The 16466-nt window shown below is 43.3% G+C and carries 12 protein-coding genes; 7 read left to right on the top strand and 5 right to left on the bottom strand.

Features of this window, described 5'->3' with window-relative positions:
* Positions 1-102: 102 nt before the first annotated feature.
* The 3 genes from Q4533_RS06620 to Q4533_RS06610 form a co-directional block, all read right to left on the bottom strand.
* Positions 103-1344 carry a malic enzyme-like NAD(P)-binding protein gene (locus Q4533_RS06620; RefSeq protein ID WP_102440015.1) on the bottom strand — a complete coding sequence of 414 codons (1242 nt, stop codon included), beginning with the start codon at positions 1342-1344 and terminating at the stop codon, positions 103-105.
* Positions 1345-1782: 438 nt separating this feature from the next.
* Entirely contained in the window at positions 1783-1995 is a 213-nt protein-coding gene (rpmE, locus tag Q4533_RS06615; RefSeq protein WP_076538513.1) for a 50S ribosomal protein L31, read from the bottom strand.
* Positions 1996-2121: 126 nt separating this feature from the next.
* Positions 2122-2886, bottom strand: a complete 765-nt coding sequence (locus Q4533_RS06610) for a FimV/HubP family polar landmark protein (RefSeq protein ID WP_303502434.1) — start codon at positions 2884-2886, stop codon at positions 2122-2124.
* Positions 2887-2963: 77 nt separating this feature from the next.
* Here Q4533_RS06610 and priA point away from each other — a divergent pair, with 77 nt between their 5' ends.
* From priA to Q4533_RS06580, 6 genes are all read left to right on the top strand, one after another.
* Positions 2964-5159 carry a primosomal protein N' gene (gene priA / locus Q4533_RS06605; RefSeq protein ID WP_303502432.1) on the top strand — a complete coding sequence of 732 codons (2196 nt, stop codon included), beginning with the start codon at positions 2964-2966 and terminating at the stop codon, positions 5157-5159.
* Positions 5160-5313: 154 nt separating this feature from the next.
* Positions 5314-7059: an arginine--tRNA ligase gene (gene argS / locus Q4533_RS06600; protein WP_102440018.1), complete on the top strand. Its 1746-nt coding sequence runs from the start codon at positions 5314-5316 to the stop codon at positions 7057-7059.
* On the top strand, positions 7060-7644 hold the full coding sequence (locus tag Q4533_RS06595; protein ID WP_102440019.1) for an SPOR domain-containing protein: 585 nt from the start codon (positions 7060-7062) through the stop codon (positions 7642-7644).
* Positions 7645-7819: 175 nt separating this feature from the next.
* On the top strand, positions 7820-8344 hold the full coding sequence (gene hslV / locus Q4533_RS06590) for an ATP-dependent protease subunit HslV (protein ID WP_076538501.1): 525 nt from the start codon (positions 7820-7822) through the stop codon (positions 8342-8344).
* A 22-nt stretch (positions 8345-8366) separates the two neighbouring features.
* The gene (hslU, locus tag Q4533_RS06585; protein ID WP_102440020.1) at positions 8367-9692 is read left to right on the top strand and encodes an ATP-dependent protease ATPase subunit HslU; all 1326 of its coding nucleotides are present in this window, start codon (positions 8367-8369) and stop codon (positions 9690-9692) included.
* A gap of 174 nt (positions 9693-9866) precedes the next feature.
* The gene (locus Q4533_RS06580; RefSeq protein ID WP_076538497.1) at positions 9867-10259 is read left to right on the top strand and encodes a gamma-butyrobetaine hydroxylase-like domain-containing protein; all 393 of its coding nucleotides are present in this window, start codon (positions 9867-9869) and stop codon (positions 10257-10259) included.
* 138 nt (positions 10260-10397) lie between these two features.
* Here Q4533_RS06580 and acnB read toward each other — a convergent pair whose 3' ends face one another.
* The gene (gene acnB, locus Q4533_RS06575; protein WP_102475445.1) at positions 10398-12995 is read right to left on the bottom strand and encodes a bifunctional aconitate hydratase 2/2-methylisocitrate dehydratase; all 2598 of its coding nucleotides are present in this window, start codon (positions 12993-12995) and stop codon (positions 10398-10400) included.
* A 436-nt stretch (positions 12996-13431) separates the two neighbouring features.
* Here acnB and hxpB point away from each other — a divergent pair, with 436 nt between their 5' ends.
* Entirely contained in the window at positions 13432-14094 is a 663-nt protein-coding gene (gene hxpB / locus Q4533_RS06570; RefSeq protein ID WP_102440026.1) for a hexitol phosphatase HxpB, read from the top strand.
* An 82-nt stretch (positions 14095-14176) separates the two neighbouring features.
* Here hxpB and Q4533_RS06565 read toward each other — a convergent pair whose 3' ends face one another.
* Positions 14177-16390 carry a patatin-like phospholipase family protein gene (locus tag Q4533_RS06565; RefSeq protein ID WP_102440027.1) on the bottom strand — a complete coding sequence of 738 codons (2214 nt, stop codon included), beginning with the start codon at positions 16388-16390 and terminating at the stop codon, positions 14177-14179.
* Positions 16391-16466 lie beyond the last annotated feature (76 nt).

Below are 16466 nucleotides of genomic sequence, written 5' to 3'. Positions count from 1 at the left end.
AATTATAGCAGTCAAACTCGTTTATTATTAACGCCATTTTCAGCCAATAAAAAAGGGGCTAATGCCCCTTCTAACTAAGGTGAATATCTAACCATTAATAGATTAATAGTCAGTGGGTACCTTATCTAATACCGCGACACCTGAATCAATGGCCGCCTGAGATACCGCACTGGCGATATTTTTCAATAAACGAGGATCCATTGGCTTAGGCAGCACGTACTCTGGGCCAAAGCTTAATGAATTAACATGTGGGTAGGCTGCTAATACTTCTGCGGGAACCGGTTCTTTAGCAATTGCCGCTAACGCTTTAACTGCAGCAATTTTCATTTCATCATTAATGACACTGGCTCGAACGTCTAATGCGCCCCTGAAAATGAAAGGAAAACACAATACGTTATTCACTTGGTTTGGGTAATCACTACGGCCGGTACCCATAATCAAATCTTGACGGATTGAGTGAGCCAACTCAGGTTTAATTTCAGGATCTGGGTTTGAACAAGCAAAAATAACCGGTTTTGGTGCCATTAGCGCAATGTCATCAGCAGTTAATAAATCAGCGCCAGAAAGCCCCAAGAATACGTCGGCATCCTTAATCACATCTTGTAAGGTACGCTTGTCTGTGTTGTTAGCAAACAAGGCTTTGTATTCGTTAATGTCTTCACGGCGAGTATGGATCACGCCTTGTCTGTCGAGCATGTAAACATTTTCACGCTGAGCGCCACACTTAACAATCATGGTCATACAAGCAATGGCCGCAGCACCTGCACCTAAACAAACAAATACTGCGTCTTCAATTTTTTTGCCTTGAATTTCAAGTGCGTTCAACATGCCTGCTGCAGTTACGATAGCCGTACCATGTTGATCATCATGAAACACAGGCACATTACAACGGGCAATAAGCTCTCTTTCAATTTCAAAACACTCAGGCGCTTTGATATCTTCTAAATTAATGCCGCCAAAGGTATCTGCAATCGACTCAACCGTATTAATAAAATCTGCCGTAGTTCTGTGCTTCACTTCAATATCAACTGAATCAATATTGGCGAAACGCTTAAACAGTAATGCCTTACCTTCCATTACAGGTTTTGATGCTAATGGGCCTAAGTTACCTAAGCCTAAAATTGCCGTACCGTTAGAAATCACCGCAACGGTATTACCTTTATTAGTATAACGATATGCGTCATCAGGGTTTGCCGCAATTTCTCTTACCGGCTCTGCCACACCAGGACTGTATGCCAGCGACAGATCATGACTGGTTTGCGCTGGTTTAGTGAGGGTTACAGCAGTTTTACCTGCAACTGGGAATTCATGGTAATCGAGAGCTTGTTGGCGAAAATCTGGCATTGTATTTTCCTGAGTGAGGCAAGTGATACGGCGAAGTAAAAGTAATTCTGCGAAAACGAGGCCAGTTAAAAATAACTTGAGATCAAACTAATCCGTCAGCGATCGCTTTCTGCTGGGATTATAAATCAAAAAATAACAAAAGTTACCTTTAATAATTAGAATTTGGTCAAGTTATATTTTTTAATCAAAAAATTAACCATCACATTAAGAATCAAGGACTTAAAAATGTAGAAAAATAACAAGATTTGCTAATAAAAACCGTAAAATGCTACTTAAACTTGTCAAAAGTTTGTCTAAATAACAATATTATTGTCTCAGTTGAGTTTATATAATTTATAACCAAAAACTTTATTCAGCTGAAAATAAATTTGTGTAAAAAGTGACAGCTACAAAAAAAGACGCCGAAGCGTCTTTTTCTTAAAATAATTGCAAGAGCAATTATTTTTTACCAAGTGCACCAAAGCGCTTGTTGAATTTGTCGATACGACCACCAGTGTCTACAACTTTCTGAGTACCAGTGTAGAATGGGTGACATGCGCCACATACGTCCAAGTGCAAGTTTTTACCAGCAGTTGAATTTACTTTAATGATGTTACCACAAGTACAAGTTGCAGTAATTTCAGCGTAGTCTGGGTGGATACCTGTTTTCATTTGGATTACCTTTTAATAGAGGCCACGTCGCTCTCCCAACCCGAAGTTGAGCACCACATGCGTTAATAACAATAGTGTTTTAGGCGCGCAATAGTACAGTATGTGTCCAGACCAAACAAGTGCTATTTATTGGCTACGGTGTTTAGCTTCTATCGACTCAAATTCAAGCTTCGCATCAGCCTTTGTTATATATTGATTCAACTGAACTTTTGTCGGGCATCGCAATGGCACATCTTGTTTGATTAAGTAAATTTTCTGCTGAGAAAACGCCTGAGGATTGGCCTCATAAAGCGCTAACATCGCCCCATAAACATGGGTATTCCACGATGTAGCATAACGTGACGCAATCCCCCATAAGGTCTCAGTGTTATTACGCTCAACCATACAAGCTTGACTGTTATTACTGTTATTACTCACCGTTACAATAATAGGATCCTTTTCGGCTGGTGTTGCAGCTAACGGGACTTTTTTGAGTGCTTTAGCGGCATCGATTTTAATATCACTGCGACCATTTTGCTTTATGTAAGGGGCATCAAATACCGACAATACCGCATACTGCTGCCAGCTATTGCCCTTATATTCACTGACAATCAGCTTAGCATTAGGGTCACTGACATCATCAAGACCTATGGCATAGAGCATAAAGCGACTCACAGGTTGCAGCATTAACTCCTCAACAACCTCATTTGCTCCAACGGTTTGACGTAAGTGAAAACTCAGCCGTGAAAGATCATCGTTAGCGGCCACAATATTAAGCTTTAATTGCGGATGCTGATCTAGCTTAAAATGGCGGCTATTGATACTGATATGACTCAGCGCTGCTTGGGCACTAAACGAAAATAAAAACACAGACAGTGCTAGGGTATGTTTGCTAAATAATCCTTTTAACATCAATTTTCTCTTATCCTATTTATTTACGGTCTAGCTGGAGTAAACTAGAGCTTCACAATTCTGAATGATGATGACTTATGCCTGTGTTTGTTGAGGTTGCATTGCCCGTTCCCATGCGGCAAACCTTTAGTTACCAAATCCCTGAAGCCAACGTAGCACAAATAAAGCTTGGACTGCGGGTAAAAGTGCCTTTTGGTCGACAGCAACTAATTGGGCTTATTACTGCCATTAAAGATGACTGCGACGTGCCAGCAAACAAGATTAAAGCTATCACTGAACTGCTGGATGATAAACCGTTACTGCCTGAAAGTTTGTACAAATTAACACTTTGGGCGGCAAGATATTACTTTGCCAGCCAAGGGCAAATGCTCAGCCAAGCCTTACCGGTTGCCCTGCGTAAAGGGTCAAGTGCTCAACCGCAGACTGTGACTGTATTTGCGTTAAACGAGCAAGGCAAGCAAGTCGATATCAGCGTGCTCAAAAGAGCGCCAGCACAAAAGAAATTATTCGAATTACTGCAGCAGTCGGCCATCAGCCAAGATGAATTTACCACCCAAGAGCTCAGTAAAGTGGCCTTAAAAGCCCTTGAAGATAAAGGCTGGGTTGAGCGCCAACACATCACCAATGCCGCCGACTTAAGCTGGTGTCAACAATTGGTCATGACAGAAACCCCACTTAAACTTAATAAACAGCAAGCAGTGGCAGTATCTATCCTTAATCAGCAGCAAGGGTTTCATTGCAGTTTATTAGAGGGCATTACTGGATCTGGTAAAACCGAAGTCTATTTGTCAGTATTAGAAACTATCCTAAAGCAAGGTAAACAAGCGCTGATTTTGGTGCCTGAAATAGGCTTAACACCGCAAACCATTAACCGCTTTAAGCGCCGATTTGATGTCAATATTGCCGTTATTCACTCCGCATTAACTGACAACCAGCGTTTAGAGGCTTGGCGTCAGGCCCGTAGCGGTGAAGCCGCGATTATTATCGGCACTCGCTCGGCATTATTTACCCCAATGGCATATCCGGGGCTTATCATTCTTGATGAAGAACATGACAGCAGCTTTAAGCAGCAAGAAGGGGTGCGTTATCACGCCCGCGATTTAGCTGTTATGCGCGGCCACTTAGAAGATATTCAAGTGATTTTAGGTTCGGCAACGCCATCGCTAGAATCGCTACAGAATGCCATTTCAGGCCGTTATGCCCACTTAGAACTCGGCGAACGCGCAGGTGCAGCCCAAAAAGTGAAGCAAGGAATTATCGATATTCGCTCCCATCCGCTTAAGGCCGGCATGAGCGCCTCAATGATCAATGAAATGCGTATGCACCTAGATGCGGGCAACCAAGTATTACTATTTCTAAACCGCCGTGGCTTTTCGCCAGCCCTACTTTGTCATGAGTGCGGACATTTGCATGAATGCGATCGCTGCGATGCCTTTTTTACTGTTCATCAAGGTTTAAATGAAATCTGCTGTCACCATTGTGGCAATCAATATGCTATTCCTCATCAATGCCATGAGTGCGGCAGCACCATGTTAATGGGCCATGGCACCGGCACAGAGCAATTGGCACAAGCCTTAGCACAAGAGTTTCCCCAATATCCGGTAGTGAGGATCGATCGTGACACCACCCGCAGAAAAGGCTCATTAGAAAAACAGCTCAACGGCATTTTAAAAGGTGAATATAAAATTTTAGTGGGCACCCAAATGCTAGCTAAAGGGCATCATTTTCCAGATGTGACTTTAGTGGGATTAATGGATGTCGATGGCGCTTTATTCAGCGCTGACTTTCGAGCCCCAGAGCGCTTTGCGCAGCTTTATACCCAGGTTTCAGGCCGCGCCGGCCGTGCTGATAAGCCCGGTAAAGTATTACTACAAACCCATCAAAGTGATAACCCCATATTAAGGGATTTACTGCAGCACGGTTATGGTAAGTTTGCCCGCGGGCAATTACTTGAGCGCCAACAAGCCCTGTTACCACCCGCTTGGCACATGGTGCTGCTTAGAGCCGATGCCCATTTAGCAGAAGATGCCGATAGCTTTCTCAATCAGGTGGCCAGCTTATTACCCCAAGATAAAGAGTTTGAAGTCATTGGCCCAATGCCTGCTCCATTGGATCGTAAAGCGGGCAAATACCGCCGCCAGTTATTATTCCAAGCTAAAAATAGACAACGATTACAACAGGTTTTTGAGCAAGTATTGCCAACCATTGAGGCATTGCCTGAAAGTAAAAAATGCCGTTGGAGCATTGACCGCGACCCGCAAGATTTAATGTAATCAGCTTGGCTTATTCTGCGATAAAATTCGCTTTGCTGAAATTTAAAAAAAATCTCGAATAAAAACACTATCGAGATAGCATTCGAGTATCAAAAGCGGCTAAAATAGTCGGTTACTCCTGTCTTTTACTTTAAGTTAGTGCTGATAAACGCCCATGAAATCACATATTGCATCTTTACTAGAACAAACCGTCGACTCTTTTAAGCAACAAGGCATTGTCCCAGCTGATTTTCAGGCTCGCATTCAAGTTGAGCGCACTAAAGATAAAACTCATGGTGATTTAGCCACTAACTTAGCGATGATGCTAACCAAAGTTGCTAAAAAGAACCCGCGCGATATCGCTCAGCTAATCATCGACAACCTACCGGCATCTAGCCATGTGGCTAAAGTTGAAATTGCAGGCCCTGGTTTCATCAACTTCTTTATTGATGAAAATGCCTTAGCGAATCAACTGCAAGATGCATTAAACAGTGAGCATTTAGGGATCACCTTACCTGAATCACAAACCATTGTAGTTGATTACTCATCACCAAACCTTGCCAAAGAAATGCACGTAGGTCATCTACGTTCAACCATTATTGGTGACAGTGTAGTACGCGCACTAGAATTTTTAGGCCATAAGGTCATTCGTCAAAACCATGTGGGTGACTGGGGCACTCAGTTCGGCATGTTACTGGCATATATGGAAGAGCTTCGCGCAGCTCATGGCGAACAAGCTGATCTTGAGCTATCTGATTTAGAAACTTTCTACCGTGAAGCAAAAGTACGTTTTGATGAATCAAGCGACTTTGCTACCCGCGCCCGTAACTTAGTTGTATCACTGCAATCAGGTGATGAATACTGCAACAAACTGTGGCGTGAATTTAATGATATTTCGTTAGCCCATTGTCATGAGGTATATAAACGCCTTGGGGTGACCTTAACCCGTGAAGATGTTCATGGCGAAAGTGCTTACAACGATGATTTAGCCCAAGTGGTTACAGACTTAGCAGCTAAAGGATTATTAAGCGAAAGTAATGGCGCTAAAGTGGTATTCCAAGAAGAGTTTCGCACCAAAGAAGGCGAGCCTCTACCGGTTATTATTCAAAAAGCAGATGGCGGTTATTTATATGCCACCTCTGATTTAGCGGCAATGCGTTACCGCTCAAATGTATTAAAAGCCGATCGCGCCCTGTACTTTGTCGACTTGCGCCAAGCACTGCATTTCCAACAAGTATTCAAACTGGCTAAAACTGCCGGTTTCGTCCGTGAAGGTTTATCGCTAGAGCACACAGGTTTCGGCACCATGAATGGCCCTGATGGTCGTCCATTTAAAACCCGTAGTGGTGGCGTCGTTAAGTTAGTCGATTTACTCGATGAAGCAAACACTCGCGCCGTTGAATTAGTGCGTAGCAAAAACCCTGATATGGACGAAGAGACACTCCTTGAAGTGGCTCGCGTTGTGGGTATTAGCTCAGTTAAATATGCTGACCTTTCAAAAAACCGCGCCAGCGATTATATCTTTAGCTTTGAGCAAATGCTCAGCTTTGAAGGTAATACCGCTCCGTACCTACTTTATGCTTACACCCGTGTTGCAGGCATCTTTAAACGTGCAGCAGATGTTGACTTAAGTCAGGCTAAAATCGTGCTTGAACACGATAAAGAAAAGCAACTCGGCACTAAGCTTGCTCAGTTTGGCGAAGTATTAACTCGCATGACAGAAAAAGGCTTGCCACATGTTATGTGTGCCTATGTTTATGAGCTAGCCAGTGAATTCTCAAGTTTTTATGAAGCTTGCCCTGTGCTTGCCGCTGAAACTGAAGCGCAAAAACAAAGCCGTTTATTATTGGCGCAGTTAACTTCAAAAACCTTAAAAACCGGTTTGTCGCTGTTAGGCATCGAAACCTTAGAGCGTATGTAAATGAGCCGAGATTACGCTAATAAAAAGCCTAGTCCCAAAAAACGTTCGGCATCTAAAAAGAGAGGCGCAGCTCAGCAAAAGCGCTCTATTCCTTATTTGCCGACCTTGGTGGTCATTTTACTGTTAGGCGGTTTTGGTTATTTCTTGTGGTTTATCAGTGGTAGTTCTGATGATGCTACGCCTGAGTCAGCACCAGCAAGCCAAGTGGTTGAAAAGCCAACGCCAAAACCTGCGAAAAAAGACCCTAATGCCCTGCCGCCAAAGCCAACGGAGCAGTGGACTTATTTGGAAGAGCTAGAAAATAAAAGTATTGATATTGAAGTGCCAGAAGGTGCGATGAAGTCTCAAGGCCCTTACCAAATGCAATGCGCCTCATTTAGAAAGCTTGCTCAGGCTGAAGAAATGAAAGCCGTGATTGCCTTTCAAGGTCTAGAAGCCCAAGTGAGAGCGACCCAAGGCACGACTGGCGTGTGGCATAAAGTGATCTTAGGGCCATTTGAGTCAAAACGTGCCGCAGAGCGTGCCAGACATAAATTGCAGCGTGCTAGCATTAATGGCTGCCAAATTTGGCTATGGGAATACTAAACTTAGCGAAGTGAGAGTTCAGCCTCAGTAGCCAAGAACTTATAAACAACTCAAAAAAGACGCTAACATTGTTAGCGTCTTTTTTATTCCCTTGAATTTCTATTAACCACCCCCATATCTAGTTTATCAACCAGCAGCAGACTATTTTACGCTGCAGTCGTTAAGAGGATTTACCGTGACTACTATCGTTTCCGTTCGCCGCAATAATCAAGTTGTCATCGCAGGTGATGGCCAAGTATCCCTTGGCAATACCGTCATGAAAGGCAATGCACGTAAGGTGCGTCGCTTATACCAAAATAAAGTTATCGCAGGTTTTGCTGGCGGCACAGCCGATGCATTTACTCTTTTTGAGCGTTTTGAAACCAAGCTCGAAATGCATCAAGGCCATTTATTAAAATCAGCCGTTGAACTCGCCAAAGATTGGCGCACCGACAAAATGCTCCGCAACCTTGAAGCCATGCTTATTGTCGCCGACACCAAAGAATCATTAATCATTACCGGTAACGGCGATGTGGTTCAGCCTGAGCATGACCTAATTGCAATTGGTTCTGGTGGCAACTATGCCCACGCTTCTGCGCTAGCCTTATTACAAAATACCGATTTAAGTGCCCGTGACATTGCAGAAAAATCATTAACGATTGCCGGTGATATATGTGTATTCACCAACCAACATAAAACCGTTGAGCAAATCGACTACTAAATTAGCACGTAAGGAATTATCTATGTCTGAAATGACCCCACGCGAGATTGTCCATGAGCTAGACTCGCACATCATTGGTCAAAAAAATGCTAAACGTTCTGTAGCCGTTGCGCTTCGTAACCGTTGGAGACGCATGCAGCTTGAAGCCTCATTTCGCCAAGAAGTGACGCCAAAGAATATTTTAATGATTGGCCCAACCGGTGTCGGTAAAACTGAAATTGCCCGCCGCTTAGCAAAACTAGCTAATGCGCCTTTCATTAAAGTAGAAGCCACTAAATTCACTGAAGTGGGTTATGTCGGTAAAGAAGTTGAGCAAATCATCCGTGATTTAACTGACTCAGCCGTGAAAATGACCCGCGAACAGCAAATGAAAAAAGGCCGTCATCGCGCTGAAGAGCTTGCAGAAGAGCGCATTCTTGATGCCCTATTGCCTAAGCCAAAAGAAGACTGGGATACTGAAAAGAAAGATGATTCAAATACCCGTCAAATCTTCCGTAAGAAATTACGTGAAGGCCAGCTAGACGATAAAGAAATTGATATCGACTTAGCCGCGCCGCAAGTGGGTGTTGAGATCATGTCACCTCCAGGCATGGAAGAGATGACTAATCAGCTTCAAAGTATGTTCCAAAACATGGGGCAAACTAAAGAAAACCGTAAAAAGGTTAAAATTAAAGAAGCCTTCAAGCTGCTTATCGAAGAAGAAGCTGCAAAACTTGTCAATCAAGAAGACATGAAAGAGCAAGCTATCGACTTGGTAGAGCAAAACGGTATCGTATTTTTAGATGAAATCGACAAGATTTGTAAGCGCGGCGAAAGCTCAGGCCCTGACGTATCACGTGAAGGGGTACAACGTGACTTACTGCCATTAATCGAAGGTTGTACTGTGACCACTAAACACGGCATGGTCAAAACCGACCACATCTTGTTTATCGCCTCAGGTGCATTCCAGATGTCTAAGCCATCGGATTTAATCCCTGAGCTTCAAGGTCGTTTACCAATCCGTGTTGAGCTAAGTGCACTCACCGCTGATGACTTTAAACGTATTCTAACTGAGCCACATGCATCATTAACCGAGCAATATGTGGCGTTAATGGGGACTGAAGGCGTTAAAGTTGAATTTAGTGAATGTGGTATTGAACGCATTGCTAAAGCCGCTTGGCAAGTGAACGAGACCACTGAAAACATCGGTGCTCGTCGCCTGCATACTGTGATGGAAAAGCTGATGGAAGAGATTTCATATGACGCTTCAGAAAAATCAGGTAGCACCTTTGTAATTGATGCCGACTATGTCAATGATCACTTAGATGCCCTAGTAGAAGATGAAGACTTAAGCCGCTTCATTTTGTAGTGATTACTTAAGCTTATCTCAACCTAGCTGTGATCTATTACTAATTTAGCCTCACAGATATTAGGAAATTAAAGGTGAATAGTGCCACAATGGACTATCACCTTTTTTATTGTCTATCATTGCCAGCCAAGAGTATCTTAACGTTGCTGACAGTATTTTAAAGAGAGCAATGCCATGAACCAGCAAGCCAATAGCCCCGTTGTAACCAATCTTAAATTAAAGCGTAAATCTAAGTTACTTGAAGTGAGCTTTGAAAGCGGTGAAGTGTTTAATATCAGCTGCGAAATGCTACGTGTTCACTCCCCTTCAGCTGAAGTGCAGCGCCACGGCAATCCAATTTTGGTCACCCACAAGAAAAACGTCAATATCACTGCCATTGAGCCTGTAGGCAATTATGCAGTAAAAATCATTTTTGATGATGGTCATGATACCGGCTTGTTTTCGTGGAAGATTTTATTTGAACTGGGTAATCAACAAGTGGAAATCTGGGAACGGTATTTAGCACGACTTCGTGCCGAAAAAGGTTCACGTGAACCCTTGATTGATATGAATATCAAATACTCTTAGTTTGGTATTTCCAAACTTGGTTTGGGCATTTTTAGTCATCAAAAAGTAATGGCTATCCGCTCAAAATCCCAATTCCAAGACACAAAAATGCCAGCTTAATCGCTGGCATTTTTTATATCGATTGTTACTTTTTAAAGATTACACTGCAGCTTGAAAAATCACGCTGTCAGCTTTCTTAGTGTAAGAATCAATTTGATCAAAGTTCAAGTAACGGTAAGTATCAGCTGCAGTTGCATCTAACTCTTTCGCGTATTCTTGGTACTCAGCAGGAGACGGTAGACGGCCTAACAATGCCGCTACTGCTGCTAACTCAGCTGAAGCTAAGTACACATTTGCACCTGTACCTAAACGGTTAGGGAAGTTACGCGTTGACGTTGAAACAACGGTCGCACCTTCAGCAACACGTGCTTGGTTACCCATACACAGTGAACAACCTGGGATTTCGATACGCGCACCAACACGGCCAAAGATCGCGTAGTAACCTTCTTCAGTTAACTGGTCTTTATCCATCTTAGTTGGCGGTGCAATCCATAAGCGAGTCGGCAAGGTCGTGGCAAACTTCTCTAGCATTTTACCGGTTGCGCGGAAATGACCAATGTTAGTCATACAAGAACCAACAAACACTTCGTCAATTTTTGTTTCTGCAACTGATGATAGTAATACCGCATCATCTGGATCGTTTGGCGCACAAAGAATTGGCTCTTTGATATCGTTCAAATCGATTTCAATAATTTCAGCATATTCAGCATCTGCATCTGCTTCCATTAGCTCTGGGTTTGCTAACCACTCTTGCATCGCTGTAATACGACGCTCGATGGTACGGCGGTCACCATAACCTTCAGAAATCATCCACTTCAACATCACGATGTTAGAGTTTAGGTATTCAATGATTGGCTCTTTATCTAGCTTAATCGTACAACCTGCAGCACTTCGTTCTGCTGATGCATCAGATAATTCGAATGCTTGTTCAACTTTAAGTTGCTCAAGACCTTCAATTTCTAATACGCGGCCAGAGAAAGCGTTAATTTTGCCTTTCTTCTCTACCGTTAACAGACCCATTTCAATGGCTTTAAGCGGGATAGAATGAACTAGGTCACGTAAGGTGATACCTGGTTGCATTTCACCTTTAAAGCGCACCAAAATTGATTCAGGCATATCAAGAGGCATAACACCTGTTGCAGCAGCAAATGCTACTAGGCCAGAACCGGCTGGGAATGAAATACCGATTGGGAAACGGGTATGTGAATCACCACCAGTACCAACGGTATCAGGTAGTAACATACGGTTTAACCAAGAGTGAATAACCCCGTCACCTGGACGCAGTGCAACACCGCCACGATTCATGATGAAATCAGGTAAGGTGTGGTGAGTGTTCACATCAATAGGTTTAGGATAAGCCGCAGTGTGGCAGAAAGACTGCATGGTTAAATCGGCGCTAAAGCCTAAACATGCTAAATCTTTCAGTTCGTCACGGGTCATTGGGCCTGTGGTGTCTTGTGAACCAACTGAAGTCATTTTAGGTTCGCAGTATTGACCTGGGCGAATACCTTTAACACCACATGCTTTACCAACCATTTTTTGTGCCAGCGTAAAGCCTTTATTGGTTGCAACCACATCTTGTGGGCGAACAAACACTTCAGAAGCCGCAAGGCCTAATGTTTCACGGGCACGGTCAGTTAACCCGCGGCCAATGATCAATGGAATACGGCCACCAGCACGTACTTCATCAAGCAGTACCTCGGTTTTTAGCTCGAACGTAGAGATAACTTCATCGCTACCGTTACGCTTAACGACGCCTTCGTATGGATAGATGTCGATAACATCGCCCATGTTCATCTTGTCTACGTTAAGCTCGATTGGTAGCGCGCCTGCATCTTCCATGGTGTTGAAAAAGATAGGGGCAATTTTACCACCTAAGCAGAAACCACCTGCACGCTTGTTTGGCGCATAAGGGATATCATCGCCCATGAACCATAGTACTGAGTTAGTCGCTGATTTACGTGAAGAGCCGGTACCAACAACATCACCCACATAAACAAGCGGGTAACCTTTGCCTTTAAGGGCTTCGATTTCTTTAACTGGACCAACAGTGCCAGCAACATCAGGTACAATACCGTCACGGGCATTTTTCAGCATCGCTAAAGCATGTAATGGGATGTCTGGACGAGACCATGCATCAGGAGCCGGAGACAAGTCATCTGTGTTTGTCTCGCCTGATACTTTAAATACGGTCAAGGTGATCTTTTCAGCTAATTTAGGACGGTTTAAGAACCATTCTGCTTCGGCCCAAGACTCAACAACTTGCTTAGCAAAAGCATTACCTTTTTGCATTTTTTCTACCACGTCGTGGTAGGCATCAAACATCAATAAGGTGTTTGATAACGCAGTAACCGCGATTGGCGCAAGTGCATCATTATCTAATTGAGCGATAAGCGGTTCAATGTTGTAACCGCCCTGCATGGTACCTAATAGCTCGGTAGCACGCTCAGCTGAAAGGATGGGTGACGATACAGTGCCTTGAGCCACTGCATCTAAGAATGCTGCTTTTACGTAGGCAGCTTCATCAACACCTGGGGGAATACGATTCTCTAATAAGTCAAGAATCACGGCCTCTTCACCAGCAGGCGGCGTCTCAACTAACTTCACTAATTCAGCCACTTGTTGTGCATCTAATGGCTTAGGGACAACACCCTCTGCAGCACGTTCTGCGACGTGTTTACGATATGCTTCTAGCACGGCAACATTCCTCTTTGTTATTGCGCCTAACAGCGAAACTGAACGTCATTCAATATAGAGAATGACCATTCCACAGGTTCGGGCTTGAAATCCGACCCGTAGTATACTACAGGTTTGCAAAAGTATGAATTAGATCACACTCTATCGGAGGCGAAATCTATCTGAATTTTGAGTTCGATGGCTAATTTACAGCTCACTTTAAACAAATAAAATTAGACGATAGTTTAAAACATTATAAAAAATGATTTAATTCAATATATTAAGTAATACATACAATTTAAACTTAACCGAGTCTACTTCAGCAAATTGTCGCTATTTTTTTGCAATTATTTTGACTGTTAGGCATAGTTATTTGGCTAATATTAATCACTTGCACCCACCAACATACTTATTCAACCCTATTGCTTAGATATTCAAAACAGTAAACAGGACTATTATGACATTGATAAAAATTAACGCGGTTATTTTTGATATGGATGGGGTCATTATTGATACCGAGCCCGCTTGGCAACGAGTCGAGGTGGCAGTATTAAGTCAATTGGGTGTGCCTATCACTCTTGCTGATGCCGAAAAAACCACCGGCATGAGAATTGATCTTCTGGTCCACTATTGGTATCAAAAATACCCTTGGCCTGAGTATGATAATCAAGCGGTTTCCCAACAAATTATTGATGGGGTTATTCACTTTATTGAAACTGAAGGCAAGCCGATGCAGGGGGTAGTGGCAGCATTACAAGCTTGTCAGCAGCAAGGGCTAAAAATTGGCTTAGCTACCTCATCGTCCAGTGACTTAATTGCTGCAGTAATGAATAAACTGGCTATTAGGGATTATTTTGAGGCCATAGCCTCTGCCGAAAAGCTGCAATATGGCAAACCCCACCCTGAGGTTTATGTAAATTGTGCCACGGCCTTAGGCGTTGAGCCTGCAACGTGCTTAGCTATTGAAGACTCATTTAATGGCCTGATCGCAGCAAGAGCGGCAAGCATGCAAACGGTGGCAATCCCTGCGACTGAATTCGCCGGTCAGTCTCGCTGGCAAGTGGCTCACCACCAGCTAGCACATTTAGGTCAGCTTAAATCATTGATTGAAAATATCTAGTAGTAGTGTCTTGCTAACATCTGCCATAAAAAAAGCTGCCTTATCTAAAGATACGGCAGCTTTTTTTATTCAAACTGAACAATTAAAAGTTTTTACCTAAAAATAAGTAAAACGATTGCTCGCCAGTATCTGTCAAACCAAAGCCAAGTGCGGCAGGACCCCAGCTGGTATCAGTGCCTAAATATAAGCTACCTGCATAGATAAGGTCATCAAAGTCCACTGCATCACGATTAGTCCACACATTACCCGCTTCAAAGCTAGTACCTATGTATAACGGCACATCACTGAGTAACACATCTCGGCCTAAATCATATTGATAAATCAAGGCGCCAAAGGCTTTATGGGCACCTGCCAATGCGCCTTTATGAAAACCGGACAGATTTAAAAAGCCACCGAGCTCTGCAACATGTAAAGTAAAATCACGGTCCACATCAACGGTGGCTAAAGCGACTTTACCTACAATGGCATGGTTACCTAGCTTAAGCGCCCCTTTCCAATCCGCTTCAAACTGCCAAGATAGTTCATCAGAGTCATTAATAACCGCGCCTTTATAATCTTCATTTCTTACCGAGGCCGTAAACGTTAACCGCTGCCCTTCTGTAGGGAAACTAATGCTATTTAAGGTGTCAAAACTAAAGGAAAAATAGCCGCCATAAGAGCCATATTCAAGATCTTGGGCAGAAACGGCTTTATTACTTAAATCACCAATTTCACCCACTGCGCCAATCTCAATTAATCCAGCGTGGGAATAGTTATAACCCACTCCAAATGCCAATTGATTTAGGGTGTTTTTAAGCTCAAAGACTCGGTTGTTATCATCATAATAATCCCAGTTTTTGATCTCAAATTCGTATTTAGAACGAATGTAGAAGTCTTGGTCTCTGTCTAATGGCTGATAAAATTCTGAGCTAACTCGCTTGTCGTAACCTAACTGAACTTCGTTACGCCACTCACCGCCATTATCAGTCAGCTCACCCATGGTATAAGCCAGACTAAGGGTAATGGCTGAATCTAAGGTAAAGTCATCTTCCCAGTTAAAACCGGCGTCAAAATAATTTGGCCCCCAGGATTTGGCATGGGTGGTCACTGTTAATATGCGTCCAGCTTCTGTGTCTTCAAACTCGGCATCAACACGCTGAAACTTATTAAGGGAATAAAGCCGTTTTATGCCCTCGTCTAAGGCTTCTTTGGTGATCACTGTGCCTTTTTTAAGAGCTAACTCTTCATCTAACAGGCTTTCACTCACTCTAGATTGATTATCAAATACAATCTTAATCACTGGGCGGTTAACTTGATTAACTAGTAGTAATTTGGCGCGTTGTTTATTGTCTTGATAGGCCTGATATTCTTCAGCGCTGACACTTAAATGTGTCAACATTGGCAGCGCTGCTTCGCCCGCCACTGTGCCGGCAGCTAATGCGTCAGGCATGATATCAAAGTCAGTGGTGCTCATGTCATCAATCGCAGGACGGATCAGCACATCATCATCGGTTAATAATGTTTTTTGATGCTCTGTGGTGGCTTTGGTCAAAATGGTTGAAAGCTGCTCCAACACCGCAATCGTGCCATTAAGTTGCTCTTTGCTGGCCAATGGTGAGCCAATATCAATGGCAATGACCACATCTGCGCCCATGGCTTTAATGACATCGACAGGCATGTTATTTGAGATGCCACCATCAACCAGTAGCTTGCCGTCTATTTCAGCCGGTTGTAATGCCCCGGGTACCGTTGCAGAGGCTTGCATGGCTTTAACGATACTGCCTTGAGCTAATACCACTGCATGACTAGTAACTAGATCAGTTGCCACAGCGCGATAAGGAATAGCTAGATCATCAAAATCGCCAAATTGCTCTACCACATCAGTTGATGAACGTAATAGTTGCGACATGGTTTGGCCAAGTAATAAGCCACTGGGGACGGCTAAGCCGCCATCTTTATAACCTACGTTAATGGGGATATTAAATTTGTCGCGGTGTTGTTTATCGCGGTAAGTAAGTACTTCTCGAGGAATGGTATCTGAGTAGCCATCAGCCCAAGGGGAGTTAAGCATAATGTGTTCGATTTCTGCGGCGCTATAACCTAAGGCATACATGCCGCCGACGTAGGAGCCGATACTGGTACCAGTAATATAATCAACCGGAATGCGATGCTGCTCTAACACCTTAAGCACCCCAATATGCGCCGCGCCTTTTGCGCCGCCACCACTTAATACTAATCCCACTGACTGGCGTTCTTTAGCCATTAAGTTGTGTGAAAATAAACTGAGTAGTAACAGCAGTGCAATCTTACGGCCCATATAAAGCATCCTATCTTTAATCATGATCTACCGCGTCATTCTAACAGAGAAAACTCACATGAATAAAACCTTTATA

This window comes from Shewanella sp. 6_MG-2023 (assembly GCF_030547195.1).
GTDB lineage: Bacteria > Pseudomonadota > Gammaproteobacteria > Enterobacterales > Shewanellaceae > Shewanella.
Note: the sequence above shows the minus strand (reverse complement) of the source record. Positions and strands in the feature narration are given on the sequence as shown.

Coding starts and splice junctions, on each gene's coding strand:
- Q4533_RS06610 (WP_303502434.1), bottom strand. CDS start 2,886: ATGTTAAAAGGATTATTTAGCAAACATACCCTAGCACTGTCTGTGTTT.
- Q4533_RS06595 (WP_102440019.1), top strand. CDS start 7,060: ATGAGCCGAGATTACGCTAATAAAAAGCCTAGTCCCAAAAAACGTTCG.
- Q4533_RS06565 (WP_102440027.1), bottom strand. CDS start 16,390: ATGGGCCGTAAGATTGCACTGCTGTTACTACTCAGTTTATTTTCACAC.
- hslU (WP_102440020.1), top strand. CDS start 8,367: ATGTCTGAAATGACCCCACGCGAGATTGTCCATGAGCTAGACTCGCAC.
- Q4533_RS06580 (WP_076538497.1), top strand. CDS start 9,867: ATGAACCAGCAAGCCAATAGCCCCGTTGTAACCAATCTTAAATTAAAG.
- priA (WP_303502432.1), top strand. CDS start 2,964: ATGCCTGTGTTTGTTGAGGTTGCATTGCCCGTTCCCATGCGGCAAACC.
- rpmE (WP_076538513.1), bottom strand. CDS start 1,995: ATGAAAACAGGTATCCACCCAGACTACGCTGAAATTACTGCAACTTGT.
- Q4533_RS06620 (WP_102440015.1), bottom strand. CDS start 1,344: ATGCCAGATTTTCGCCAACAAGCTCTCGATTACCATGAATTCCCAGTT.
- argS (WP_102440018.1), top strand. CDS start 5,314: ATGAAATCACATATTGCATCTTTACTAGAACAAACCGTCGACTCTTTT.
- hxpB (WP_102440026.1), top strand. CDS start 13,432: ATGACATTGATAAAAATTAACGCGGTTATTTTTGATATGGATGGGGTC.